Annotated in this window: 19 protein-coding genes and 1 pseudogene; 12 read left to right on the forward strand and 8 right to left on the reverse strand. The window is 72.3% G+C overall.

Annotated features, from left to right (window positions below; all coding sequences use genetic code 11):
- Positions 1-89: 89 nt before the first annotated feature.
- Together CP981_RS03290 and CP981_RS03295 are read left to right on the forward strand one after the other, a co-directional pair.
- On the forward strand, positions 90-854 hold the full coding sequence (locus CP981_RS03290) for an HAD family hydrolase (protein WP_085923541.1): 765 nt from the start codon (positions 90-92) through the stop codon (positions 852-854).
- Positions 851-1903, forward strand: a pseudogene (locus CP981_RS03295) (glycoside hydrolase family 65 protein); the annotation flags it as partial. The gene CP981_RS03290 and the pseudogene CP981_RS03295, both read left to right, overlap by 4 nt.
- A gap of 149 nt (positions 1904-2052) precedes the next feature.
- On the opposite strand, the gene CP981_RS03300 reads toward CP981_RS03295, so the two are convergent.
- Positions 2053-4380, reverse strand: coding sequence for a collagenase (locus CP981_RS03300; protein ID WP_085923542.1), 2328 nt, complete (start codon positions 4378-4380; stop codon positions 2053-2055).
- A 138-nt stretch (positions 4381-4518) separates the two neighbouring features.
- On the opposite strand from CP981_RS03300, the gene CP981_RS03305 reads away from it, so the two are divergent.
- On the forward strand, positions 4519-5904 hold the full coding sequence (locus CP981_RS03305; protein WP_085923543.1) for an aminopeptidase P family protein: 1386 nt from the start codon (positions 4519-4521) through the stop codon (positions 5902-5904).
- A gap of 56 nt (positions 5905-5960) precedes the next feature.
- Here CP981_RS03305 and CP981_RS03310 read toward each other — a convergent pair whose 3' ends face one another.
- The gene (locus CP981_RS03310) at positions 5961-6680 is read right to left on the reverse strand and encodes a GntR family transcriptional regulator (protein ID WP_085923544.1); all 720 of its coding nucleotides are present in this window, start codon (positions 6678-6680) and stop codon (positions 5961-5963) included.
- Positions 6681-6975: 295 nt separating this feature from the next.
- Between CP981_RS03310 and CP981_RS03315 the strand changes: the two genes are divergently transcribed.
- Positions 6976-7767 carry a uracil-DNA glycosylase gene (locus CP981_RS03315; RefSeq protein ID WP_085923545.1) on the forward strand — a complete coding sequence of 264 codons (792 nt, stop codon included), beginning with the start codon at positions 6976-6978 and terminating at the stop codon, positions 7765-7767.
- A gap of 274 nt (positions 7768-8041) precedes the next feature.
- A complete protein-coding gene (locus CP981_RS03320) occupies positions 8042-9148 on the forward strand; it encodes an MFS transporter (RefSeq protein ID WP_280116690.1) in 1107 nt (368 codons plus the stop codon).
- 91 nt (positions 9149-9239) lie between these two features.
- On the opposite strand, the gene CP981_RS03325 is transcribed toward CP981_RS03320, so the two are convergent.
- On the reverse strand, positions 9240-10157 hold the full coding sequence (locus CP981_RS03325) for an SDR family oxidoreductase (RefSeq protein WP_085923547.1): 918 nt from the start codon (positions 10155-10157) through the stop codon (positions 9240-9242).
- Positions 10154-10987, reverse strand: coding sequence for an SDR family oxidoreductase (locus tag CP981_RS03330; RefSeq protein WP_085923548.1), 834 nt, complete (start codon positions 10985-10987; stop codon positions 10154-10156). Before CP981_RS03330 ends, CP981_RS03325 begins: the two co-directional genes overlap by 4 nt.
- Before the next feature lie 82 nt (positions 10988-11069).
- Between CP981_RS03330 and CP981_RS03335 the strand changes: the two genes are divergently transcribed.
- Genes CP981_RS03335 through CP981_RS03350 form a run of 4 tightly spaced genes read left to right on the forward strand, consistent with a single transcriptional unit; the run spans position 11070 to position 14502 of the window.
- On the forward strand, positions 11070-11843 hold the full coding sequence (locus tag CP981_RS03335; RefSeq protein WP_085923549.1) for an enoyl-CoA hydratase family protein: 774 nt from the start codon (positions 11070-11072) through the stop codon (positions 11841-11843).
- Between the two features lie 3 nt (positions 11844-11846).
- Positions 11847-12686 (forward strand): CoA transferase subunit A, encoded by an 840-nt coding sequence (locus CP981_RS03340; RefSeq protein WP_085923550.1) that lies wholly within the window; start codon positions 11847-11849, stop codon positions 12684-12686.
- Positions 12683-13432 carry a CoA-transferase subunit beta gene (locus CP981_RS03345; RefSeq protein ID WP_085923551.1) on the forward strand — a complete coding sequence of 250 codons (750 nt, stop codon included), beginning with the start codon at positions 12683-12685 and terminating at the stop codon, positions 13430-13432. The genes CP981_RS03340 and CP981_RS03345 overlap by 4 nt, the downstream gene beginning before the upstream one ends.
- The gene (locus tag CP981_RS03350) at positions 13429-14502 is read left to right on the forward strand and encodes an NAD(P)H-dependent flavin oxidoreductase (protein ID WP_085923552.1); all 1074 of its coding nucleotides are present in this window, start codon (positions 13429-13431) and stop codon (positions 14500-14502) included. Before CP981_RS03345 ends, CP981_RS03350 begins: the two co-directional genes overlap by 4 nt.
- A gap of 136 nt (positions 14503-14638) precedes the next feature.
- On the opposite strand, the gene CP981_RS03355 is transcribed toward CP981_RS03350, so the two are convergent.
- Together CP981_RS03355 and CP981_RS03360 are read right to left on the reverse strand one after the other, a co-directional pair.
- Positions 14639-15796 carry an acetyl-CoA C-acetyltransferase gene (locus CP981_RS03355; RefSeq protein ID WP_085923553.1) on the reverse strand — a complete coding sequence of 386 codons (1158 nt, stop codon included), beginning with the start codon at positions 15794-15796 and terminating at the stop codon, positions 14639-14641.
- 173 nt (positions 15797-15969) lie between these two features.
- A complete protein-coding gene (locus CP981_RS03360) occupies positions 15970-16752 on the reverse strand; it encodes an SDR family oxidoreductase (RefSeq protein ID WP_085923554.1) in 783 nt (260 codons plus the stop codon).
- A 228-nt stretch (positions 16753-16980) separates the two neighbouring features.
- Here CP981_RS03360 and CP981_RS03365 point away from each other — a divergent pair, with 228 nt between their 5' ends.
- Positions 16981-18186, forward strand: coding sequence for an acyl-CoA dehydrogenase family protein (locus CP981_RS03365; protein ID WP_085923555.1), 1206 nt, complete (start codon positions 16981-16983; stop codon positions 18184-18186).
- The gene (locus CP981_RS03370; protein WP_085923556.1) at positions 18186-19274 is read left to right on the forward strand and encodes an acyl-CoA dehydrogenase family protein; all 1089 of its coding nucleotides are present in this window, start codon (positions 18186-18188) and stop codon (positions 19272-19274) included. Before CP981_RS03365 ends, CP981_RS03370 begins: the two co-directional genes overlap by 1 nt.
- Positions 19275-19363: 89 nt before the next feature.
- On the opposite strand, the gene CP981_RS03375 is transcribed toward CP981_RS03370, so the two are convergent.
- Together CP981_RS03375 and CP981_RS03380 are read right to left on the reverse strand one after the other, a co-directional pair.
- Positions 19364-19771, reverse strand: coding sequence for a hypothetical protein (locus tag CP981_RS03375; protein ID WP_085923557.1), 408 nt, complete (start codon positions 19769-19771; stop codon positions 19364-19366).
- 211 nt (positions 19772-19982) lie between these two features.
- Entirely contained in the window at positions 19983-20588 is a 606-nt protein-coding gene (locus CP981_RS03380) for a PadR family transcriptional regulator (RefSeq protein WP_371874079.1), read from the reverse strand.
- 220 nt (positions 20589-20808) lie between these two features.
- On the opposite strand from CP981_RS03380, the gene CP981_RS03385 reads away from it, so the two are divergent.
- Complete coding sequence (locus CP981_RS03385; protein WP_143658839.1) at positions 20809-23040, forward strand: FUSC family protein; 2232 nt, start codon at positions 20809-20811, stop codon at positions 23038-23040.
- Positions 23041-23189: the final 149 nt, after the last annotated feature.

The following is a 23189-nucleotide window of genomic DNA, read 5'->3' on the forward strand; positions in this document are numbered from 1 at the left end:
GCTGCCGCCGGGGCGGTGGTCCGTGCGGCGCGCCCGGGGACGGCAGCCGTGGTGCCATGGAAGGGACACCGACGAACGGAACCGTCACCATGACCGGCGCGCCGTCCCTGGCAGCGTGCCTGCACTCCCTGCGGGCCGTCATCTTCGACACCGACGGGGTCATCACCGACTCCGCCGCGGTACACGCCGCGGCCTGGAAAGACGCCTTCGACGCCTGCCTCGCGGCCGTGGGCGGGCAGCGCCCCTTCGACCCGGTGGACGACTATCTGCGCCATGTCGACGGCCGGTCCCGGCAGGACGGCGCGGCCGCCTTCCTGCGCTCCCGGGGCCTTGACCTGCCGCCCGGCGCCCCGGACGACGCACCGGGCACGGACACCGTCGGCGCCGTCGCGGCCCGCAAGGAAGAGCTCTTCAGCGCACGTCTGCGGAACGACCCCGTCGCCCCCTTCCCCGGCACCGTGCGCCTGCTGGAGGAGCTGCGGCGCCAGGGCGTGCCGTGTGCCGCCGTCTCGGCCTCACGCCATGCGACCGAGCTGCTGTCCGCGGCCGGGGTACGCCCGCTCTTCGAGGCAGTGGTGGACGGCAACGAGGCGAACCGGCTGCACCTGCCGGGGAAACCGGACCCGGCGCTCTTCGTGGAAGCGGCCCGGCGGCTCGGGATCCCGCCCGCGGACACCGCCGTCGTGGAGGACGCGCTGGCCGGGGTCGAGGCCGGCCGCCGCGGCGGATTCGGCCTGGTGGTGGGCGTGGACCGGACGGCCGGCCCGTACAGCGCCACCGCCCTGCGCCGCCGCGGCGCCGATGTCGTCGTGGCCGACCCCGGCGAGCTGCTGACGGCAGGAGCGGGCGGATGACCCACGCCTGGACCTGGTCGTACGAGGGGTACGACCCGGATACGGAGCGGCTGCGGGAAACCCTGTGCACCCTCGGCAACGGCTACTTCGCCACCCGCGGCGCGGCGTCCGAGGTGCCCGCCGGGCCCGTGCACTATCCGGGCACCTACGCCGCCGGCTGCTACAACCGGCTCCTGTCCACCGTGGCGGGCCGCTCCGTCGAGAACGAGGACATGGTCAACCTCCCCAACTGGCTCCCGCTGCGCTACCGGATCTGCCCCGCCGAAGCGGCCCCCGGCCCCTGGCTCTCCCCCGACCACCCGTATCTGACGGAGCACCGGCAGACGCTGGACCTGCGGCACGGCACCCTGACCCGCTGGTCGGTCTACGAGGACGAGGCCGGACGGCGGCTGACCGTGGAGCAGTGCCGCCTGGTGCACATGGGCGAGCCGCATCTGGCCGCGCTGCGCACCTGTTTCGCGTGCGACGGGTGGACGGGCGCGGTGGAGGTGGAGTCCGGGATCGACGGGGCGGTCCGCAACGCCGGCGTCGCGCGCTACCGCGGTCTGGCGGACCAGCATCTGACGGGCTGGGAGACCGGCGCCGAGCAGCCGGACACGGTGTGGCTGAGCTGCCGCACCCTCGACTCGGACATCCGTCTCGCGCTGGCCGCACGGACCCGGGTCCCGGGCGGCCACAACGGGGTGGCCCGGCCGCAGCTGACCGCCCTGCGGGCGTCCCACACCCTGGTACTGCCGCTCGCCCCCGACTCCCCCGCGGTCGTCGACAAAACGGTCGCGCTGTACACCTCCCGCGACCCGGCGATCGAGAGCCCGCGGCACACGGCCGTGGACGCGGTGGCCCTCGCCCCGCACTTCCGGCAGCTGCGCGCCGCCCACCGCCGCGCCTGGGAGAACCTGTGGCGGCAGGCCAAGTTGGAGGTCCCCGGAGAGTCGGGCCGGATCCTGCGGCTGCACCTGTTCCATGTGCTCCAGACCCTCTCGCCGCACACCGCCGAGCTGGATGTCGGGGTGCCGGCCCGGGGTCTGCACGGCGAGGCGTACCGCGGGCCGGCTCTCCCTGGTGATCACCGACCCCCGCTTCCTGCGCACGCTGGACGCCGTCGGTCTCACCGGCAGCTTCGACATCCTCGGTGCCGCTCCGGACACGGCCCGCCGGGCGGACGACGGGCCGTGGACCACCGGAGGCGGCGAGTCCATCACCTCCGCAGCGGCCCCTCACAGCTGAAGTCCGCGGTGCCGGCCTTGCCCGAGGACCAGATCTCGGTGGGGCCGAAGGAGCAGTTCATATCGGCGAAGTTGTTCGCCGCGGGCTCGGCGCGGTCGAGGATGAAGTAGTCGACCGTTTCGGCCATGTCCTTGAAGACCTGGTCGGGGCTGCCGGAGTTGCTGAGGTTGGCGGTGATCCGGCCGGTGCAGATGAACCGGCCGTACGCCGGGTCGCCGCTGTCCTTGCAGGTGGGACGGCTGGCGGTGGCGGCCGTGATGGCGCTCTGGACGTCGGCGGGGCGGGACAGTTTCAGCGAGCCGTTGGGGACGAAGCTCGTCTTCGGTACGAAGAGGTCGTCGACGATGGCGATCTGGGCGTTGAGGAAGGCGTCGTACTGCTGCTGGAGCCCCTGGTCGGACCCCATGCGGTTGCGCCAGGAGTCGAACGCGGACGGGTCGTCGGCGCGCAGATACCGGTACATCTCCTGGAGCTTCCCCGGGTAGTCGCGCCACAGGAACTCGAAGAACGTCCCGGCGTAGTTGTAGAAGCGGAAGCCGTCACCGTCGTAGGTCGCGTGGAGCAGCTGGTTGATGCTCATCCGCGGTCCGCCGCCCGCCGTGTCCGCGATGATGCCCTTGACCAGGGACCGGCGTACGGCGATCCCGTCGTCACGGGTCGAGCCGTCGAAGAATTCGGCGCTGCCCTCGTCCATCGCGGTGGTGCGGTCGCCCTGGTACCAGGGGCCTTCACCGAAGAAGCCGGGGACGGCGAAGCGGCCGTTGAGGTAGTGCACGTACTCGTGCCGGAAGAGCTCTTCGAGGGTGAGGCTGGAGTCCTGGGGGACGCGGCGCTGGTAGGTGTAGAAGGTGGCGCCGCGCTCGATGTAGACGCCGCCGTTGTTGGTGCCCATGCCGGTGAGCAGCGGGTGGTAGATCTCGTAGTCGGCGCGCGAGGCGTACAGCACGATGGTCAGGGTGGTGTTGGGGTCGCCGGCGAGCGGTTCGGTGGTGCCGACCACCCGGTGGAACTGCGCCCTGACCTGCTTGGACGCATAGTAGAGCTGGTCGACGGTGGCGCGGTCGAGGGCGGTGCGGACCTTGATGGCGCCGTTGTCGTAGGAGTACGTGCGCGGGAAGATCCGCTTTTCGATGTCCGCCTTGCACACCCCGTACGGGGCACAGGCCTCGAAGTAGTTGAGCCAACTGGCGATCTTGGCCCAGGGCTCGCTGCCCTCCCCGTAGTTCTGCACGGTGGTCGGGAGCAGCGCGCCGAGGTCGGTGATGATGCCCTGCTTGAGCGAGGCGATCTCACCGAAGCGACCGTACTCACTGAGGGCGTCGCGGACGACCCAGGCGTTGGGGGTGCCCTTGAGGTGGGTGTACCCGACGAAGCCCTTGAAGACGGCGCGGTAGCCGGGGTCGGCGGTGACCGCGGCCTGGAACGCGGTGTCCTTGTTGCCGGGGTAGACGCCCAGGTAGTTGACGGAGAGCGCGGCGAGCGCGGCGTTCCCCCACGCGGGGTCCTTGTGGGTGGCGGTGTGGGACGGGTCCATGGTCGCCAGGACCTTGCGGATCAGGCCGAGTTGATGCTGCCGCAGCCCGGGGGCGCTGGCGGCGTTCAGGGCCTCGCGCAGGGTGTCGGCGTTGGCCCGGGTGACGTCGAAGGTACGGGCCGCGCCGGCGAAGGCGTCGACCGCGCGGCGGATGGCGTCGACGGTCGGGCCGTCGGTGGTGTCGATCTCGCCGTGCGAGAAGTCCTGGTAGGCCACCGCGTGCAGATAGGTGAACATCTCGTACAGATGGCTGGAGTTCTTGCCGTCGTGGGCGGCGGCCAGCCCGGTGATGCGACGGGCCACGGCCTGGACATGGGCGTCGGACATGACGGGGATGAGCCGGGCGTCCCACGTCCACACGAGCTTGCGCAGACAGTCGTCGGCGGTGACGGCCGGGTCGGCGAGGAAGTCCGCGAACTGTTCGGGACTCAGCCCCGTGATGCCGTCGAGGGTGCAGGGGGCGACGGCGGGTCTGGAGCCGGGTGGTACGGCGGTGGGTCTGGTCTGCGGGCCCGGTATCCGGCCGCGCTCGGTGAGTGAGCGGGGTGCCGGCGCCGGCTGCGGGGTGAACTTCGGTGTCCTGGCGCGGCGTTGGACCTGGTCGAAGGGGTTGGGGGTGGGCGCGGCGGCCCGCTGTCCGAGCCGCTGTGCGGGGGTGGCCGGCGCTTGGGGCGCGGCCTGGGCCGACTGGACGACCGGCAGGGCGAGGGCCGTGACGAGTGTCGCGGCCAGCAGGATCCTGCGCGGTGTGGGCGAATGTGACACCTGAACCTCCGAGAGGGGGTGGGGGGTTGTGTGGGGGGTGGGGTGTTGGCCTTCACTCCACGAGGTGTGACCTATAACATAGTAATGTGAAATTGCACTGACAAGGCTTCAGAACCCACCTTTCCCGGAGGCGTCGACATGACCACGCGTACCGCCCAACTCCACACCGGGAGCCATGACTTGCCGGTCCCGGACGCCCTCGCCGACTTCATGACCGGCCAGTGGGCCGCCACCCCGCTCCCCGCCGACTCCCGCGTTCCCGGCTTCGCGCTCTTCGCCGGCCGCCGGTCCCGGCTCGCCGCCCGCTTCCCCGGCGAGCGACTGCTTGTCCCCGCAGGCGAGTTGACGGTGCGCTCCCACGACTGCGATCACCGCTTCCGGCCGCACAGCGCCTACGCCTGGCTGACCGGACTGACCGGCGAGGACCAGCCTGGACATGTGCTGGTACTGGAGCCGGACGGCGAGGCGGTGCTGTACATACGGCCGCGCTCACCCCGGGACCGCGGCGGGGAGTTCTACCGGGACCGCAAATACGGCGAGTTCTGGGTGGGCCGCCGCCCCGATCTCGCCGAAGCCGCCCGGCTCACCGGCATCCGCTGCGCCCACCTGGACGACCTGATACGCCACACGGCCGACCGGGACGCCTCCCGTGATCCTGAACTTGCCTGTGCGCTCAGCGAGTTGCGGCTGGTGAAGGACGCCTGGGAAGTCGGGCAGCTCCAGCAGGCCGTCGATCACACCGTCACCGGCTTCGAGGATGTCGTACGGGCCCTCCCCGCCGCGCTGCGCCACCCGCGCGGCGAACGCTGGATCGAGGGGGTCTTCCAGCTGCGCGCCCGCGCCGAAGGGAACGGCACCGGGTACGAGACCATCGCCGCCGCCGGCGCCCACGCCTGTGTGCTCCACTGGATCCGCAACGACGGTCCACTCGACCCGGACCAGTTGCTGCTGCTCGACGCGGGCGTGGAGACCGACTCGCTCTACACCGCCGACCTCACCCGTACCCTGCCACTGTCCGGGCGCTTCTCCCCGGTCCAGCGCCGGGTCTACGAGCTGGTGCTCGCCGCGCAGGACGCGGGCATCGCCGCCCTCAAACCGGGGGCGAGCTTCCGCGACTTCCACCGGGCCTGTACGACCGTCCTGGCCGAGGGCCTGGCCGACTGGGGTGTGCTACCCGTCCCGGCGGCGGAGGCACTCGCCCCCGACAACGGTCTGTATCGGCGTTACACGCTGTGCAGTTCGGGACATATGCTCGGGCTCGATGTGCACGACTGCGGCCGGGCCCGCGCAGAGCAATATCTGGACGGTGTGCTGACGGAGGGCCAGGTGCTCACGGTCGAACCGGGGCTCTATCTCCAGCCCGACGACGAGACCCTGCCACGCGAACTGCGCGGTATGGGCATCCGTATCGAGGACGATCTGGTGATCACGGCGGACGGGGCACGGCTGATGTCCTCGGCGCTGCCGCGCAGCGCCGACGGCGTAGAGGAGTGGATGGCCGGACTCCTCGCGGGCGGGGCCTGAGGCAGAGGGTCTGAGGCTGAGGGGTCTGAGGCTGATGCGCCTGAGCCGGCCGGACCTCAGGCCCGCCGCGCGCCTGGCAGGTGAGGCCGCAGCACCAGCAGCTCGTCCCCGTCCCCGTCCCCGGCCCACAGTGAGCGGACATGACCGAGGTGGCGGGCCATACACGACTCGGCGGCCGCGGCATCGCCCGTCAGCATCACATCGAGCAGCTCCCCGTGCTCCTCGGCGGAGGGCAGCAGCTGATCGCGCTCGTCGAGCCGGGTGAGGCCGTAGAGGCGGGAGCGTTTGCGCAGATCACCGACGGTCTCGACGAGGCGCTCATTGCCGCCGAGGCCGAGCAGTTCGAGATGGAAGCGGCGGTCGGCCTCCAGATAGCCGATGAGGTCATGCGCACGGGCCGCCGCAACGATCTCCAGCGCGGCCGGGCGGAGGGCCTCCAGCTGTGCGCGGCCGGCGGTGCGGGTGACCAGACCGACGACCGGCACCTCGATCAGTGCCCGGATCTCGGTGTACTGGTCGAGGTCGCGCTCGCTCACCTCGGTGATCCGGAAGCCCTTGTTGCGGACCGGTTCGACCAGCCCCTCCCGGGCCAGATCGAGCATCGCCTCGCGCACCGGGGTGGCGGAGACCCCGAAGTCCGCAGCGAGACCCGGGGCCGAGTAGACCGATCCCGGGCGGAGTTCCCCCGCGACAAGGGCCGCGCGCAGCTGATGGGCGACCTGATCACGGAGCCGCTCCTGAGCGGTGATCAGGCTGCGGTGCTTGAGTTCCCCCATCCTGCCCCTCTCGTGCTCCGCCGAGTTGCCGCGAACTGCCAGCGTACAATGTCACGTTGCGACAAGTGCCTGATGGCAGCCATCCACCCACCTCCGTAACGCGCCCTGACGGGGCCGGGGACAGCGCACTTTCCGCGGCCGGTCATGAGGGCTCCCCTTTCACGTTCTACGATCCGGCGGAGTTCTCTGGCAGCGCGCCTCCGCCGAAGCGCCATGGACCGGTGACGCCGTGCCGCCGGGGCAGTCGTGGCGCAGAGACACCGAATGCGGGTCTCGGGTCCTCTAGCGTGGAGGGATGGAGGACACCGGGGCGGAGGGATCACCTCCGGGTACCGACGAGAGCGGCTTTCCCGCCTATCACGCGGGGCGCTGCGGCTCGCTCGCCGAGCTGGACACGGAGCTGGTCCGCTGCCGGGCCTGCCCACGGCTGGTGGCCTGGCGCGAGGAGACCGCCGCACAGCCGCGCGCGGCGTTCCGGGGCCAGGAGTACTGGGCCCGCCCCGTCCCGGGGTTCGGGCCGGCGGACGCGGCGCTGGCCATCGTCGGGCTCGCGCCGGCCGCGCACGGCGGCAATCGCACCGGCCGGATGTTCACCGGGGACGCCTCCGGCGACTTCCTGTTCGCCGCGCTCCACGCGGTCGGCCTCGCCTCCCGGCCCACCGCGACGGACCGCGACGACGGACTGGAGCTGTACGGGGTACGGGTCACCGCACCGGTGCACTGCGCTCCGCCGGAGAACCGGCCGACGCCCGCCGAGCGCCGTACCTGCCGGCCATGGCTGTCGGCGGAGCTGCAACTCCTCGGCCCGAGCCTGCGCGCGGTGGTGGCCCTGGGCGCCGTCGGCTGGCAGGCGCTGCTGCCCGTACTCGGCGAAACGGGGTGGCCGCTCCCCCGGCCCCGCCCCGCGTTCGGCCACGGGGTGCGGCTGACCCTGCCCGCCACCGGACAGCGGCGGGAACTCCAGGTGCTCGGGAGCTACCACCCCAGCCAGCGCAATACGTTCACCGGCCGGCTCACCTCCGACATGCTCATCGAGCTGCTCGCCGAGGCCGCCGAGGCCGCGGGCCTGACGCCGTCAGCGGACTGACCCCGGAGGCCGGAACCAGGCGCCGTCGAGCCGGACGACCCACCACTCCGCCGCCGTGCGGCCCCGGACGCCCACTTCTATCCTTGGAGCTGAACCGCTGCACGGCCCGGCGGGCGGTGCTCCCGGAGGGGCGCGGGGAACTCCGCGACCAGCCACGACGCAGCCGCACAGGCAGCCGCAGCCCCAGCCGAAAACGCAGACGCAGCAGACGCAGCAGACGCAGACGCAGACGCATGACCGCTCGGCACTTTCCGCGGAACGCAGAGGAGTGCGTGTGGCGACCAAGGTCGAGGAGGCCGTTTCAGGGGACCGGTGCGGCGCTGATCTTCCCGGTGTCCGTGGCGGTGGTGACCAGTTACTTCCGGGACGCGCAGCAGGGGCCCGCGGTCGGTACGGTGCTCGCGTTCATTCCATCGGCACCGCGCTCGGGCCGTTCGTGGGGGGTGTCTTCGCCGAACACGTCAGCTGGCGTGCGGTGTTCCTGCTGAATGTGCCGGTGTGCCTGGCCGCCACGCTGCTGGTGCTGCGCTTCGTCCCCGAGAGCCGCGACGAGCAGGCGACCCGCCGTCTCGACCTGCCCGGCGCGGCGACCGTTGCCCTCGGTCTGGCGTGTCTGATGCTCGCCGTCGACCAGGGACCGGGCTGGGGGTGGGCCTCCGCACCCACACTGGCCACCTTCGCGCTGGGGGTCGCCCTCCTCGCGCTGTTCGTGGCAGTGGAGCGGCGGGCGCCGGAGCCGCTGATCGAGCTGTCGCTGTTCCGCAATGTGAAGTTCGATGTGATCACCCTCGCGGGCTCGCTGTCGAATGTGGTCTCTTGCCTGATCGCGGTGCTCTCGGCGCTCTATCTACAGCAGGCACGGGGGCTGACGCCGACCCAGGCAGGGGTGATCTTCCTGGCCCTCTCCTGCGGCGTCGGAGCGGCGAGTTACCGGGCCGGGCACCTGGCGCTGCGCTGGCATGCCGAGACCCTGATGGCCTGCGGCATGGTCACCAGCGGCGCCGGGTTGCTGGCGCTGACCTGGGTGCGGCCCTTGGGCTGGTACGCGGTGGTCTTCGTGATCTGCGGGGTGGGCATCGGACTGGGCTGGGCGCTGACGAATGTGGCGACCCAGGCGCATGTCCCCGCGGAGCGGACCGGCGCGGCATCGGGCCTGGTGCTGACGTCGCTGGTGCTGTTCGGTGCGGTGAGCGTGACGATCGCGGCGACGGTGCTGGAGGCCGTCAGCGGCTCCCCCACGACCGCGGCCGCCGACGGCCCCGCCATCGAGGCCGTCCTGCGCGGCACGTCCGTACTGGCCTTCCTCGGCGCCTTCGGACTCTTCGCCATCTGCCGGCCACGACTGCGGGCGCGGGCCGTGGGAGCGGAGGAGTCCGCCTGACGGGTGGTCAGGGCAGGGCGGAGGGGCGGCGGGCGTGGCAGCGGGTTCGGCGGGCCCCTGCTCCTGAGGCAGTTCGCGACCAGCCTGGTCGTCACCGTGCGCCATACACCGACTGCGGGGTCTCGGCATCGGCCAGCAGCTTTCGGGCGGTCTCGCCCGCCTCGGCTGGGGTCCAGCGGCTGCCCTTGTCCGCGGTGGGGCCGGGGCGCCAGCCCTCCATCACGGTGATCCGGCCCGCCTCGGCCTCGAAGACCCGGCCGGTGACCCCGGCGCTGCCGGCGGACGCCAGCCAGACCACCAGCGGGGAGACGTTCTCCGGGGCCATCGCGTCGAACTCCCCGTCGGCGGGCGCCGCCATCGTCGTGGCGAAGGTCCGCTCGGTCATCCGGGTACGGGCGGCCGGTGCGATGGCGTTGATCTGTACGCCGTAGCGGGCCATCTCGGCGGCGGCGACGAGGGTGAGGCCGATGATGCCGGCCTTCGCGGCGGAGTAGTTGCCCTGGCCGACGCTGCCGAGGAGCCCGGCGCCCGAACCGGTGTTGATGATCCGGGCGTCGGGCGTCCGGCCGGCCTTGGTCTCGGCGCGCCAGTGCGCGGCGGCGTGCCGCAACGGCAGGTAATGGCCCTTGAGATGGACCCGGATGACGGCGTCCCAGTCGTCCTCGTCGAGGTTGACGAGCATCCGGTCGCGCAGGAACCCGGCGTTGTTGACGAGGGCGTCGAGGCGGCCGAAGGTGTCCAGGGCGGTGGTGACGAGCGAGGCGGCGCCGTCGGTGGTGGTGATGTCGCCGGTGTGGGCGACGGCCCGGCCGCCGTGTGCGCGGATCTCGTCGGCGACCTGCTGGGCCGGTCCGGCCGAGGCGCCGGCTCCGTCGGGAGCCACCCCGAGGTCGTTCACCACGACCTCCGCTCCTTCTGCGGCGAGGGCCAGGGCATGGGCGCGGCCCAGGCCGCGGCCCGCTCCGGTGACGACGGCGACGCGTCCCGTGCAGATTCCGTTACCGGTCATCTCAGGTCTCCTGTTCCGTCATGGCGGATCTCCTCGGGGACTTCGGGCAAGGTGGGGTGGTTGACGGTGGCGGCGTCGAGGAAGGCGGGGCGCTCACCGCCACCGTGGACGAGCAGGCTGGCGCCGGTCAGATACGCGGCACGGTCGGAGGCGAGGAAGACGCAGGCGTCGCCGATCTCGGCGGGTTCGGCGAGCCGGCCGAGCGGGACGGTGGCGCCGACGGCGGCGATGCCGGCCTCGTCTCCGTAGTGCAGCGCGGCGAGTTCGGTGCGCACCATGCCGAGGACGAGGGTGTTGACCCGGACCCCGGGGGCCCATTCGACGGCCATGGAGCGGGCCAGGTGGTCCAGGCCGGCCTTGGCCGCGCCGTAGGCGGCGGTGCCGGGCGAGGGACGGGTGCCGCTGACACTGCCGATCATGATGACCGAACCGCCGCCCGGCCGGTCACGCAGCACCTCGTACGCGGCGAGCGAGGCGGTCAGCGGCGCGAGGAGGTTCAGTTCGACAACCCGGGTGTGCCGTTCGGCGGCGGTCTGCGCGAGCAGCCGGTACGGCGTGCCCCCGGCGTTGTTGACCAGGCAGTCCAGCCCGCCGTGCGCCGCCGCGACCTGCAGGAAGAAGGCCCGTACGGCGGCCGGGTCGCGCAGGTCGAGAGGGCGGAAGTGCGCGGTGCGGCCGGCCGCGGTGACGGGGGTGTCCGGTGGCCGGCGGGCGCAGACCACGACCTCCGCGCCGGCCTGAAGGAACGCCCGGGCGATGCCTGCGCCGACGCCCCGGGTGCCGCCGGTGACGACGGCCACCCGTCCACTCAGATCGAGGGTCAGGCTCATTCGGCACCCCTCCCGCAGCGCGCGATCCGCTGCTAGCTTCGCTACCTAACAAACGCTTGGTGGAAAGGTAGCTGATCGCCTCATGGGTGTCTCCACCTCCACACCGGACAAGGGCGTCGCCGTCATCACCGTCGACTTCCCTCCGGTCAACGCCCTTCCCGTACAGGGCTGGTACGACCTCGCCGACGCGGTGCGCGCGGCCGGCCACGACCCCGGCATCCGCTGTGTCGTCCTGACGGCCACGGGCCGCGGCTTCAACGCGGGCGTCGACATCAAGGAGATGCAGCGGGACACCGCGGCCGGCGGCCACGGCATCCTGATCGGTGCCAACCACGGCTGCGCCGAAGCCTTTTCGGCGGTATACGGCTGCGAGGTGCCCGTGGTCGCGGCGGTGCACGGCTTCTGTCTGGGTGGCGGCATCGGCCTGGTCGGCAACGCGGACGCGATCGTGGCGAGCGAGGACGCCACCTTCGGGCTGCCGGAGCTGGACCGCGGGGCGCTCGGCGCGGCCACCCATCTGGCGCGCCTGGTCCCCCAGCATCTGATGCGCGCGCTCTACTACACCTCGCGCACCGCCACCGCCGCCGAACTGCATGCGCACGGGTCGGTCTGGAAGGTCGTCCCGCGCGCCCAACTACTGGACGCCGCACGGGACTTGGCGCAGGAGATCGCGCAGAAGGACGGCAGTCTCCTCCGTCTCGCCAAGGCCGCCCTGAACGGCATCGACCCCGTCGACGTGCGGCGCAGTTACCGCTTCGAGCAGGGCTTCACCTTCGAGGCGAACCTCGGCGGGGTCGCCGACCGCGTCCGCGACACCTTCGGTACGCCGCACGGCGCACCGGACACGGAGGGCTGAGCGATGACCGACAAGACCATGACGCCCGAGGACGTCGTCGCCCGGCTGCACAGCGGGATGACCCTCGGTATCGGCGGCTGGGGGTCGCGCCGTAAGCCGATGGCGCTGGTGCGGGCGCTGCTCCGCTCCGACATCACCGATCTCACCGTGATCTCGTACGGCGGTCCCGATGTCGGCCTGCTCGCCGCCGCGGGCCGGATCCGCAAACTGGTCGCGGCGTTCGCGACGCTGGACTCGATCCCCCTCGAACCGCACTTCCGCGCGGCCCGGCAGCGCGGGGCGTTCGAGCTGATGGAGATCGACGAGGCGATGTTCATGTGGGGCCTGCACGCGGCCGCCAACCGGCTGCCGTTCCTGCCCGTACGGGCCGGTCTCGGTTCGGATGTAATGCGCGTCAACCCCGGCCTGCGGACGATCACTTCACCGTACGAGGACGGCGAAACCCTGGTCGCCGTGCCGGCCCTGCGCATGGACGCCGCACTGGTCCATCTGAACCGCGCCGACCGCCTCGGCAACGGCCAGTACCTCGGCCCCGACCCGTACTTCGACGATCTGTTCTGCGAGGCCGCGGACCGCGCGTATCTCTCCTGCGAGCGGCTGGTGGACGACTTCGCCGCCGCGGCCCCGCAGACCCTGCTGGTGAACCGGCACACGGTCACCGGGGTCGTCGAGGCCCCCTACGGCGCGCACTTCACCTCCTGCGTGCCCGACTACGGCCGGGACGAGCCCTTCCAGAAGCTGTATGCGACCACGCCCTGGCCGGAGTTCGCCGAGCGGTTCCTGCGCGGGGACGAGAAGAGCTATCAGTCCGCGGTCGAGACCTGGCACGAGGAGCAGACGTGAGCCGGACCATCACCACGACGACCCGCGCCGAGTACTGCGTGATCGCCTGCGCCGACGCCTGGCGCGACAACGGCGAGGTGCTTGCCAGCCCGATGGGCCTGATCCCGTCGATCGGTGCCCGGCTCGCCAAGCACACCTTCGCGCCCGATCTGCTGCTCACCGACGGCGAGGCGACGCTCGTGGGCCTCGACGGGACGCCCGAGGGCTGGCTGCCGTACCGCCGGCATCTGACCATGGTCACCGGCGGCAGACGCCACGTGATGATGGGCGCGAGCCAGCTCGACCGCTTCGGCAACCAGAACATCTCCTGCATCGGCGACTGGCAGCAGCCCGCCCGCCAGCTCCTCGGGGTACGCGGCGCGCCCGTCAACACCCTCAACAATCCGGTGAGTTACTGGGTGCCGAAGCATTCCCGGCGGGTCTTCGTCGAGAAGGTCGACATGATCAGCGGGGTCGGTTACGACAGCGCGGCCGCCGCCGGCCCGTCCGCGACCCGCTACCACCGCATTCCGCGCGTGGTCTCCGACCTCGCGGTCCTCGACTTCGAGACCCTGGACCGTGCCATGCGGCTCGCCTCCGTCCATCCCGGGGTGACGGCCGAGGAGGTCGAGGCGGCCACCGGGTTCCCGCTCGCCCGGCCCGACGAGCTGCCGTACACCCGGGAGCCCACCGCCACCGAACTGCGCCTGATCCGTACGGTCCTCGACCCGGACGGGCTGCGCGACCGCGAGGTGCCGCCGGCATGACGGCCACCACCGGCATCGAGACGCCGCTGACCAGGCTCGTCGGGGTGCGCCATCCCCTGGTGCAGACCGGCATGGGATGGGTGGCCGGACCCCGGCTGGTCTCGGCCGCGGCCAACGCGGGCGCCCTGGGCATCCTCGCCTCGGCCACCATGACCGTCGAGCAGCTGCGGGCGGCGGTCCGCGAGGTCAAGTCCCGTACGGACGCGCCCTTCGGGGTCAATCTGCGGGCGGACGCGGGGGACGCCGTGGAGCGGGTGCGGCTCGTGGTGGCGGAGGGCGTACGGGTCGCCTCATTCGCCCTGGCCCCCTCCCGTGAGCTGATCGCCCGGCTCAAGGACGCGGGGGTCGTCGTCATCCCGTCCGTCGGGGCCCGCCGCCATGCCGAGAAGGTCGCGTCCTGGGGCGCGGACGCGGTCGTCGTCCAGGGCGGGGAGGGCGGCGGGCACACCGGGAACGTCGCCACGACCGTACTGCTCCCGCAGGTCGTGGACGCCGTTGATATCCCGGTGATCGCCGCCGGCGGCTTCTTCGACGGCCGCGGTCTGGTCGCGGCGCTGGCCTACGGTGCCGCCGGGGTCGCGATGGGCACCCGCTTTCTGCTGACGTCCGACAGCACCGTGCCGCCGGCCGTCCAGGCCCGCTATCTGGCGGCGGCCGCCAAGGACATCACCGTCACCACGAAGGTGGACGGGCTGCCGCACCGGATGCTGCGCAGCGAGCTGGTCGAGACGCTGGAGCGGTCCGGACGCGGCACCGCGCTGCTCCGGGCGGTGCGCCATGCCGCGTCGTTCAGGAAGCTGTCCGGGCTGAGCTGGGCCCAGATGGTCCGCGACGGCCTGGCGATGAAACACGGCAAGGCCCTCTCCTGGAGCCAGGTCCTGCTCGCGGCCAACACGCCCATGCTGCTCAAGGCGTCGATGGTCGAGGGACGCACCGATCTCGGGGTGATGGCGTCCGGCCAGGTCGCCGGGGTGATCGAGGATCTGCCGTCCTGCGCGGAGCTCGTCGACCGGATCATGGCCGAGGCGCGCCGGACCCTGGCCGGGCTGCCGCCGGGCGCGGCGGGCTGAGCGGGCCGCGGCCGTGGCCCGGCCGGAGCGGGTTCCGGCCGGGCCACGGCACCGGGGGCAGCGCGTACGGGGGGCGGGTCGTCGAACGGGCGCGGCGGGTCGTCGTACGGGGGCGGCGGTCGTCGTACGGGGACCGTCAGAGCCGCTCAATGATCGTGACATTGGCCTGGCCGCCGCCCTCGCACATGGTCTGTAGCCCGAACCGGCCGCCGGTGCGCTCCAGTTCGTGCAGCAGCGTCGTCATCAGCCGGACGCCGGTCGCGCCGAGCGGATGGCCGAGGGCGATGGCACCACCGTTGACATTGACCCGCTCCGGATCGGCGCCGGTCTCCTTCAGCCAGGCCAGCACCACGGGCGCGAACGCCTCATTGATCTCGGTCAGATCGATGTCGCCGATCGACATGCCCGCCTTCTTCAGCGCGTACGCCGTCGCCGGGATCGGTGCGGACAGCATCCGGATCGGGTCCTCGCCACGCACCGACAGATGGTGGATACGGGCGCGCGGGGTGAGCCCGTGGTCGGCCACCGCCCGCTCGGAGGCCAGCAGCATGGCGGCCGCGCCGTCGGAGACCTGCGAGGAGACCGCCGCGGTCAGCCGGCCGCCCTCGACGACCGGCGGCAGCCCGGCCATCTTCTCCAGCGAGGTGGTGCGCCGGGGCCCCTCGTCGGTGGTGACGTCCCCGTAGGCGACGACCTCACGGCCGAAACGGCCTTCGTCGATGGCGCGGACGGCCCGCCGGTGCGAACGGAGCGCGAACTCCTCCATCTCCTCGCGGGAGATCTGCCACTTGGCGGCGATGAGTTCGGCGCCGTGGAACTGGTTGACGGGCGCCGCGCCGTAGCGGGCCCGCCAGCCCTCCGAGCCGGCGAACGGGCCGTCGGTCAGTCCCAGCGGGGCGGCGGCCTGGCGGCTGGCGAAGGCGATCGGGATCTGCGACATGTTCTGTACGCCGCCCGCGACCACCAGGTCCTGGGTGCCGGAGAGCACGCCCTGGGCCGCGAAATGGACGGCCTGCTGGGAGGAGCCGCACTGCCGGTCCACCGTCACGCCCGGCACCTCCTCGGGCAGCCCGGCGGCCAGCCAGCACGTCCGGGCGATGTCCCCGGCCTGCGGTCCCACCGTGTCCAGACAGCCGAAGACCACGTCCTCCACGGCCGCGGGGTCGGCGCCGGTGCGTGCCATCAGCGCCGTCAGTACATGGGCGCCCAGATCGGCCGGGTGGACGGCGGAGAGCCCGCCGCCCTTCTTGCCGACCGGGGTGCGGACCGCGTCAACGATGTAGGCCTCGGACATGGTGGTCTCCCTGGTCAGATTCTGCGGAGGTGCCGGTGGATTCCGCAAGACGGTGCCGCCGGCGGGCGCGGGCGGCGAACTCCTGGAGGCCGTACGGCGGGCCCGGGCAGCGCCGGGCCCGGGGACCCGGCGGTGGCTCGTCAGGGACCGGGGCCTGGCCCGCCCACTGTGGCTCACGCATGCTGCGAGCTGACGGACACCGTTTCGCCGGTCATGTACGAGGCGTAGTCGCCGGCCAGGAAGACGATGACATTGGCGACCTCCCAGGGTTCGGCATGGCGGCCGAACGCCTCTCGCTCGGTGAGCTCCGCGAGCAGCTCGGGGGTGGTCACCTTCACCAGATGCGGGTGCAGGGCGAGGCTGGGCGAGACCGCGTTGACGCGGACACCGAATTCCGCGGCCTCCATGGCGGCACACCGGGTCAGCGCCATCACCCCGGCCTTGGCCGCGGCGTAGTGGGCCTGGCCACGCTGTGCGCGCCAGCCGACGACGGAGGCGTTGTTGACGATCACGCCGCCGCTGCCGGTGGCCTTCATCCGGCGCAGGGCGGCCCGGGTGCAGCGGAAGGTGCCGTTCAGCGTCACATCGAGCACCTTGCTCCACTGCTCATCGGTCATCTCGACGAGGTCGGCGGTGCCGCCGAGCCCGGCGTTGTTGACCACGATGTCGAGCCGCCCATGTTGCTCTTCCGCCAGCTCCAGCAGGGCGTTGACCTGGCCTTCGTCGGTGACATCGCAGGGCAGGGCGGCCACTTTCCCCGCGCCGAACTCCGCGGCCAGCGCCGCGGCGCTCTCCTTCAGCCGGCGCTCATGGGCGTCACCGATGACGATGCGGGCGCCCTCCTCCAGGAACCTGCGGGCGGTGGCGCCGCCGATACCGGCTCCGGCGGCCGCGGTGATGACGGCGGTCCGGCCGTCGAGCAGATGGTGGCCGGGCACGTACGGGGGCGGTGTCATACGCGAGCCTCCAGCGGATGGTCTCCAGGCCGGTCCGGGTCCGGGCGATCCGGTCGCGGAGCAGGGCGGGCACTCGCGAGCGGTGGGGCCTCGACGCTGCTCATGGCGCTACGTTAACCTACCAAACACTTGTTAGAGAAGGAGCGCGATGGCGATGCCCGCTGCCCACGACAAGACACCCCCGCACGCCGGGCCGCTCCCCTGGCCACCACCGGAGGCGGACGCCTGATGGACCTCCAATTCACCGCCGCCGAAGAGGAGTTCCGGGCCGAGGCCCGCATCTGGCTCGCCGGCCATGTACCCACCACGCCGCTGCCGTCCCTGGAAACCGCGGAAGGGTTCGCCGCCCACCGGGAATGGGAGCACCAACTCGCCGCGGACCGCTGGTCGGTCGTCTCCTGGCCCGAGAAGTACGGCGGCCGGGGCGCCTCGCTCTGGCAGTGGCTGCTCTTCGAGGAGGAGTACTACCGCGCGGGCGCCCCCGGACGGGTCAGCCAGAACGGCATCAGCCTGCTCGCCCCGACCCTGTTCGAGCACGGCACCGAGGAGCAACGCGCCCGGGTGCTGGGCCCCATGGCTCGTGGCGAGGTCATCTGGGCGCAGGCCTGGTCGGAGCCGGAGGCGGGGTCGGATCTCGCATCGCTGCGCTCGGCCGCCGTACGGACCGACGGCGGCTGGCTGCTGAGCGGACAGAAGACCTGGTCGTCCCGGGCCGCGTTCGCCGACCGCGCCTTCGGGCTGTTCCGCAGCGACCCGGACACCGCCCGGCCGCACCAGGGACTCACCTATCTGATGTTCCCGCTGGACGCACCGGGCGTGACGGTACGCCCCATCGGCCGCCTCGACGGCAAACCCGCCTTCGCCGAACTCTTCCTCGATGAGGTCTTCGTGCCCGACGCGGACGTCATCGGCGAGCCGGGCCAGGGCTGGCGGATCGCGATGAGCACCACCGGCAAGGAACGCGGTCTGACGCTGCGCAGTCCGGGCCGCTTCACCGCGGCCGCCGAGCGACTGGCCGCACTGTGGCACGAAGCCCCCGAGGGGACCGCCCCGGCCCTCGGCGACCGGGTGGCCGACGCCCTGATCGGCGCCCGCGCCTACCAGCTCTTCACCTACGCCCATGCCTCCCGGCTCACCGCCGACGAGGGGGCCGCCCCCGATCGCGCCCAGCCGAAGACGGGCGACCTCGGCGCCGAGTCGAGCCTGAACAAGGTCTTCTGGTCCGAGCTGGACCTCGCCCTGCACGAGACCGCCCTGGACCTGCTCGGCCCGTACGGCATGCTCGCCGACGACGCCGACGAGGCACCCGCACACGGAAGTTGGGCCGAGGGCTACACCTTCTCACTCGCCGGTCCGATCTACGCCGGCACCAACGAGATCCAGCGCCACATCATCGCCGAGCGGCTGCTCGGCCTGCCGAAGGGACGCCGTTGATGCGGTTCCTCCTGACCGACGAGCAGCGGGAGTTCGCGCACGCCCTGGACGGCATGCTGAGCGCGTCCGGCACCCCGGCCGTGGCACGGGCCTGGGCGGCCGGCGACCACCAGCCGGGCCGGGCACTGTGGACGCGCATCGCGCGGACGGGGGTGTTCGGGCTCGCCGTTCCGGAGCAGCACGGCGGGTCGGGGCTGCTGCCGGTTGAACTGGCTCTTGCCTTCCAGGAGTTGGGGCGGCACGCCGCCCCGGGACCGCTGGTGGAGACGGTGGCGGCGGCCGCGTTCCTGGGACGTCTCGGCGCGGACGCGCAGGCCGGGGAATGGCTGCCGCGGATCGCCGCGGGTGACGCCGTCCTCAGCCTGTGCGCCGGGGCGGGCCCGGACGCCCTGGAGGCAGCCCCCGACCCGGCCGGGTACGTTCGGGACGCCGACGCCGCCGACCCGGCCCCGTACGCCCTGGACGACGACGCCACTGACCGGGCACCGTACGCCCTGGACGCCGACGCCGCCGACGCCGTCCTCCTCATACGGGGCGACACGGTGTCCCGTACGGACACCCACGGCCCGGTCCAGTCCTCCCTCGACCCGGCCCGGCGACTGGCCCGCCCGCTCGATGGCACGGTGCTGGCGCGGAGCCCCGCGGTGACCGCGGCCGCCGTACACGCCGTCGAGGTCGCACGGCTGCTCACCGCCGCCCAGTCCCTCGGTCTCGGCCGCGCCCTGCTGGCGGCGACGGTCTCCTACGTCCGGCAGCGCACCCAATTCGGTTCGCCCATCGGCTCGTTCCAAGCGGTCAAACACCGGCTGGCGGACACCCTCATCGGGCTGGAATTCGCCCAGCCGCTGGTCCATGCGGCGGCCCTGGCACTGGAGGCCGGCGCCCCGTCAGCAGGCCGGGAAGTGGCGGCAGCAAAGGTCGCGGCAGGCGAGGCCGGGTACGCCGCCGCACGCACAGCACTCCAACTCCACGGCGCCATCGGCTACACCGAGGAGCTCGGCCTCTCCCTCTGGATACGCAAGGCCCGCCCCCTGCGCGACGCCTGGGGCACCCCGGCCATCTGCCGCGCCCGCGTCCTCACGGGGTGAGATGGGGGCGTGGCCGAGGGCCCTCACGGTGGGCCGCCATGGCGCGCCCTCAGTTCGCCGCACGCGGACCCCACTAGGGCGTGTCGACACTAGGGCGTGTCGACCGGGACAGTGGCGGACCGCATGACTCCCGCCGCTTTGGTCTTCGCACCCTTGAGATCCGTCGCGCGGCCGTTGCGCAGTACCTTCACGGACTTGGGCACCTCCACCCGGAAGCGCACATCGCAGTTGGCGATCTTGCCGCATGCGGCCTGGAGGCCGAGGATCCCCTTCTTCAGGCTCCAGCTGGTCTCTTCGTCGGCGCCGATGCCCACGTCGAACCAGCGGGTCACCTTGACGTCCTCGCGCTCCGCGGCCACGAGGTCGGTGGAAATGTCGTGTGACATGACGTTCAGGGTCTTGCCGTCGAAGGGGAAGGTCTTCGTCTCGGGTTTTGCCTCTTCGACGTTGGCGCATCCGGTGAGACCGATGCCTGCGGCGAGGATGACGCCTGCCATGACGTTCCGTGACCAAGTGCGGGGAACCACGATTGCCTCCGATTAAGTCATCAGGTGGTGCAATCCAGATTCGTGGTCCGTGCCGCCGGGCACATCTGCCGTTCGGCAGAGATCCGGGCCGCACTGTCGGCGGCGCGCACACGGTGGGCGGCGAACCGCGCGACGTGGCACCGTGCCGGGCGTCGCGGCTCCGCCCCGAAGCCGGGCAGGCCTAAAACCGCCGCCGCTCCCGCTCCTCCAGATCGGCCAGCATCGCGTCGGCCAGGTCGCGTTCGGCGGCGTAGTAGCGTTCCGACCACTTCAGGACGAGGGCGGGGTAGGTCCACGGCTCCTCGTCACGGGTGTCCTCGGCGTCCACCTCGGCGCGTTGGCGCATGGTTTCCGCGTACTGGCGGTGTTGTCCCAGTACGTCGCGCATCCGGTCGGTCTCCAGGAGGTGGCCGAGCCACATGCGCAGCATCACGCCGTGTTTGAGGACCGGGGGCTCCACGGGTGCCTCGCGGGCCCAGTGGCGTGCTGCGGCCATTCCGGCGTCGGTGATCACGTAGACGCGCTTGTCGCGGTTGCCGGTTTCCTGGGCGACCATCCGCGAGGTGACGTAACCGACCTTCTCCAGGCGCTTCAGCTCACCGTAGATCTGGCTGAAGGAGGGGCTCCAGTAGAAGAGGCGCAGCGACCAGTCGGACCATTTCTTCAGGTCGTAGCCGGACAGCTCCTCGCCGAAGGAGAGCAGGCCCAGTACCGCCCAACTGGTCGCCGGCAGCGCCGGTCGCTCGGCATCGCCGGTATCCGCGGCGTCCGCCCTCTTCTCCGTCACGTGCGGCATCCTACGGTCCGCGCCCGTCCGCTGCCCGACCGCTCAGCGCCAACTCCCGTTCCGCTTCTTGGCATTCCTGCTAGAGGTATGCCGGTTGGAAACACAGTGGGGAGGTGGGCTCGGTGCGGTACCGGGCGCCGTGGCGCGAGAGGTGCGGGAGGGGTGAGGGTGGCGGGGGTCACGCGGTGCGGAGCGGGACGCGCTGGCCAATAGTGGAGAGGTGAGTTCGCAGCAGGTGGGTTCTGCGGGGTCCGGGCCGCGGCGTTCGGCCAGTGGGCCCGTCAGCGCCGGGGTGCGCAGGGTGCGCTACCTGCTGGAGCACGGCAGACACGGAGTGCAGGCGCACCACACGGTGGTGGGCAACGCGGTCCGGGTGACAGTCGCCTCCTGTGCCGCCTTCTATGTCTGCCGCTACGGGCTCGGGCTGAACGTGATGTCCGTCTACGCCACCTTCACCGTGGTGTCGCTCGGTGCGCTCGCCCGGATTCCGGGCTCGGGGCGGCAGCGTGCCACGACCGTCCTGACCGCGCTCCCCGCCGGACTCGTACTGATCACGCTGGGCACCCTGCTCGCCGTCCGGACCTGGGCAGCCGTCGTCGGCATGCTCGTCATCGGCTTCATGGTGGCGTACGCGGGCACCACCGGCCCGCGGATCGCCGGGGCGGCGCCGGGGATGCAGCTGCTCTACATCCTGCCGTGCTTCCCGCCGTACGCCCCGGACACCCTGGGGCAGCGGTTGTCCGGCTTCCTGCTGGGAGCGGTCCTGCTCGCCCTGGGCGAGCGCTTCGTGATGCCCGACCCGGAGACCCCGTCCTTCCGCCGGCTGCTGGCCAACGCCGCGGACGCCGCCGCGCGGCTGGCGGACCACCACGGCGGGCCGCCTCCCGTACAGGCGCTCGCCGAGGCGCGCACGGCCGAGGAGGCGCTGCATCCCTCCGGTGTGCCGCCCGCCGACCGGCCCGCCTCCCCCAGCGTCGCCCACAAGGCCATGGCGCACGCCGCCGAGGCCGTCCGCACCCTGCTGGCACGGCTGGACGCCCTGCACACCGGGGCCGGGCCGCAGCGGGAGTACCAGCCGGAGACGGTGGCGCTGCTGGAGGGCATCAGTGTCTCCGCCCGCGAGGCGGCGGGCGCGCTGCGGCAGCGGACCAGGCGGCTGCGGCCCGGCGAGGGACCGTCCGCCACGACCCTCCAGGAGGAGCTGGCCCCGGTCCGGGCCCACCGGGCCGTGGACACCCTGGAACGGCTCAGCACCGATGACCGGCTGGTCTATCTGCGGCGCCGGTCGCAGGTGGTGCAGGCCGCCGACTGTGCCGTCGTCCTCGTCCTGGCCACCCGGCTGATGCTCGGTGACCGTTCCGTCGAACGGAACCTTGCCGGGCACACCTTCGCCTACGCGCGGGCCGGTGCCGTCGAGCTGTGGTGGCAACGGCTGACCATGCACCTCACGCCCCGCTCGGTGATCTTCCAGAACGCCTGCCGGTTCGCGCTCGGGCTGGCCGCGGCGCGGGCCATCGCCGGGCTCCTCGACCTCCAGCACGGCTTCTGGGTCCTGCTGGCCACGCTCACCCTGACCCGTACCACCAGCCTGGAGACCTGGTCCGCGGTCCGGCAGGCGCTGACCGGCACGCTGGTCGGCGCGGTGCTGGCCGGCGGGATGCTGGCGCTGGTGCACGACCGGGACACGGTGTACGCCGTCGTCCTGCCCGTGGTCATGCTGGTGGCGTTCACCGCGGGGCCGTTGCGCGGGCTGGCCTGGGCGCAGGGCGGCTTCACCCTGGTTGTCGCCACGCTGTTCGCGCAGGTCTCCCCCGTCACCTGGCAGCTGGCGCCGGTGCGGCTGGTGGATGTGCTGGTCGGCAGCCTCATCGGGCTGGCCTGCGGGCTGGTGGCCTGGCCACGGGGCGCGAGCGGCGAGGTGCGCCGCAGCATGGCAGCGCTGTGTTCGGCCATCGCCGACACCATCGGGCACACCACGACACGGGTCGTTGAACGCTCCGGCAGCACCGAACTCTTCGCCCTCAACCGGGCTCTCGTCCTCGCGCGGGAGAGCCTGGCCCAGTACCAGTCCGAGCCGCGGCAGGACGAGGTGCAGCCGGACTGGCCGGCGCTGCTGGTCGCCGGGAAGGACGCGCGGCGCGGTGAGCGGCTGCTGCCCGGCCGCCCCGGCCGGATCACCTCGCCGGAGGTCGGTGCCTGGCTGCGGCAGGCGGCCGACCGGACGGCGGACGGCTACCGGTCCCTCGCCCAACACCTCTGCACGGACGGCAGCACGCCCCGGGACGGCCCGCAACCGCTCGATATCCGCGCCCTGTTGGCGGTCGCTCCGGCCATCCCGCACCACAGCCCCGACACGGAGACCCGCGCGGTCTCCGCCGCGCTGCTGCTCGACTCGGTGATCTGGCTCGACGCACTGACCGCCGATCTGACCCGTCTCCACCAGGAGATGTGACGCCGTTGCCGCCGGGCCCGGGGAGCATTGCCGCCGCGGCCGCTCGCCGTGCCGTGGCGTGGTGCGCGCCGGGCCGGACGGATGACACCGGGCGCGGGCCCGGCTCGCGTCGCCCGGGTGCGGATGGAGTTGCTGGCCCTGATCCTGAA

Source organism: Streptomyces platensis (genome assembly GCF_008704855.1).
Taxonomy (GTDB): Bacteria; Actinomycetota; Actinomycetes; order Streptomycetales; family Streptomycetaceae; genus Streptomyces; species Streptomyces platensis.

What these genes read in the sequence shown, in the direction of transcription:
- CP981_RS03365 (WP_085923555.1), top strand. Translation starts at nt 16,981, where the DNA reads ATGGACCTCCAATTCACCGCCGCCGAAGAGGAGTTCCGGGCCGAGGCC.
- CP981_RS03305 (WP_085923543.1), top strand. Translation starts at nt 4,519, where the DNA reads ATGACCACGCGTACCGCCCAACTCCACACCGGGAGCCATGACTTGCCG.
- CP981_RS03310 (WP_085923544.1), bottom strand. Translation starts at nt 6,680, where the DNA reads ATGGGGGAACTCAAGCACCGCAGCCTGATCACCGCTCAGGAGCGGCTC.
- CP981_RS03290 (WP_085923541.1), top strand. Translation starts at nt 90, where the DNA reads ATGACCGGCGCGCCGTCCCTGGCAGCGTGCCTGCACTCCCTGCGGGCC.
- CP981_RS03370 (WP_085923556.1), top strand. Translation starts at nt 18,186, where the DNA reads ATGCGGTTCCTCCTGACCGACGAGCAGCGGGAGTTCGCGCACGCCCTG.
- CP981_RS03340 (WP_085923550.1), top strand. Translation starts at nt 11,847, where the DNA reads ATGACCGACAAGACCATGACGCCCGAGGACGTCGTCGCCCGGCTGCAC.
- CP981_RS03360 (WP_085923554.1), bottom strand. Translation starts at nt 16,752, where the DNA reads ATGACACCGCCCCCGTACGTGCCCGGCCACCATCTGCTCGACGGCCGG.
- CP981_RS03335 (WP_085923549.1), top strand. Translation starts at nt 11,070, where the DNA reads ATGGGTGTCTCCACCTCCACACCGGACAAGGGCGTCGCCGTCATCACC.
- CP981_RS03375 (WP_085923557.1), bottom strand. Translation starts at nt 19,771, where the DNA reads ATGGCAGGCGTCATCCTCGCCGCAGGCATCGGTCTCACCGGATGCGCC.
- CP981_RS03355 (WP_085923553.1), bottom strand. Translation starts at nt 15,796, where the DNA reads ATGTCCGAGGCCTACATCGTTGACGCGGTCCGCACCCCGGTCGGCAAG.
- CP981_RS03330 (WP_085923548.1), bottom strand. Translation starts at nt 10,987, where the DNA reads ATGAGCCTGACCCTCGATCTGAGTGGACGGGTGGCCGTCGTCACCGGC.
- CP981_RS03325 (WP_085923547.1), bottom strand. Translation starts at nt 10,157, where the DNA reads ATGACCGGTAACGGAATCTGCACGGGACGCGTCGCCGTCGTCACCGGA.
- CP981_RS03315 (WP_085923545.1), top strand. Translation starts at nt 6,976, where the DNA reads ATGGAGGACACCGGGGCGGAGGGATCACCTCCGGGTACCGACGAGAGC.
- CP981_RS03350 (WP_085923552.1), top strand. Translation starts at nt 13,429, where the DNA reads ATGACGGCCACCACCGGCATCGAGACGCCGCTGACCAGGCTCGTCGGG.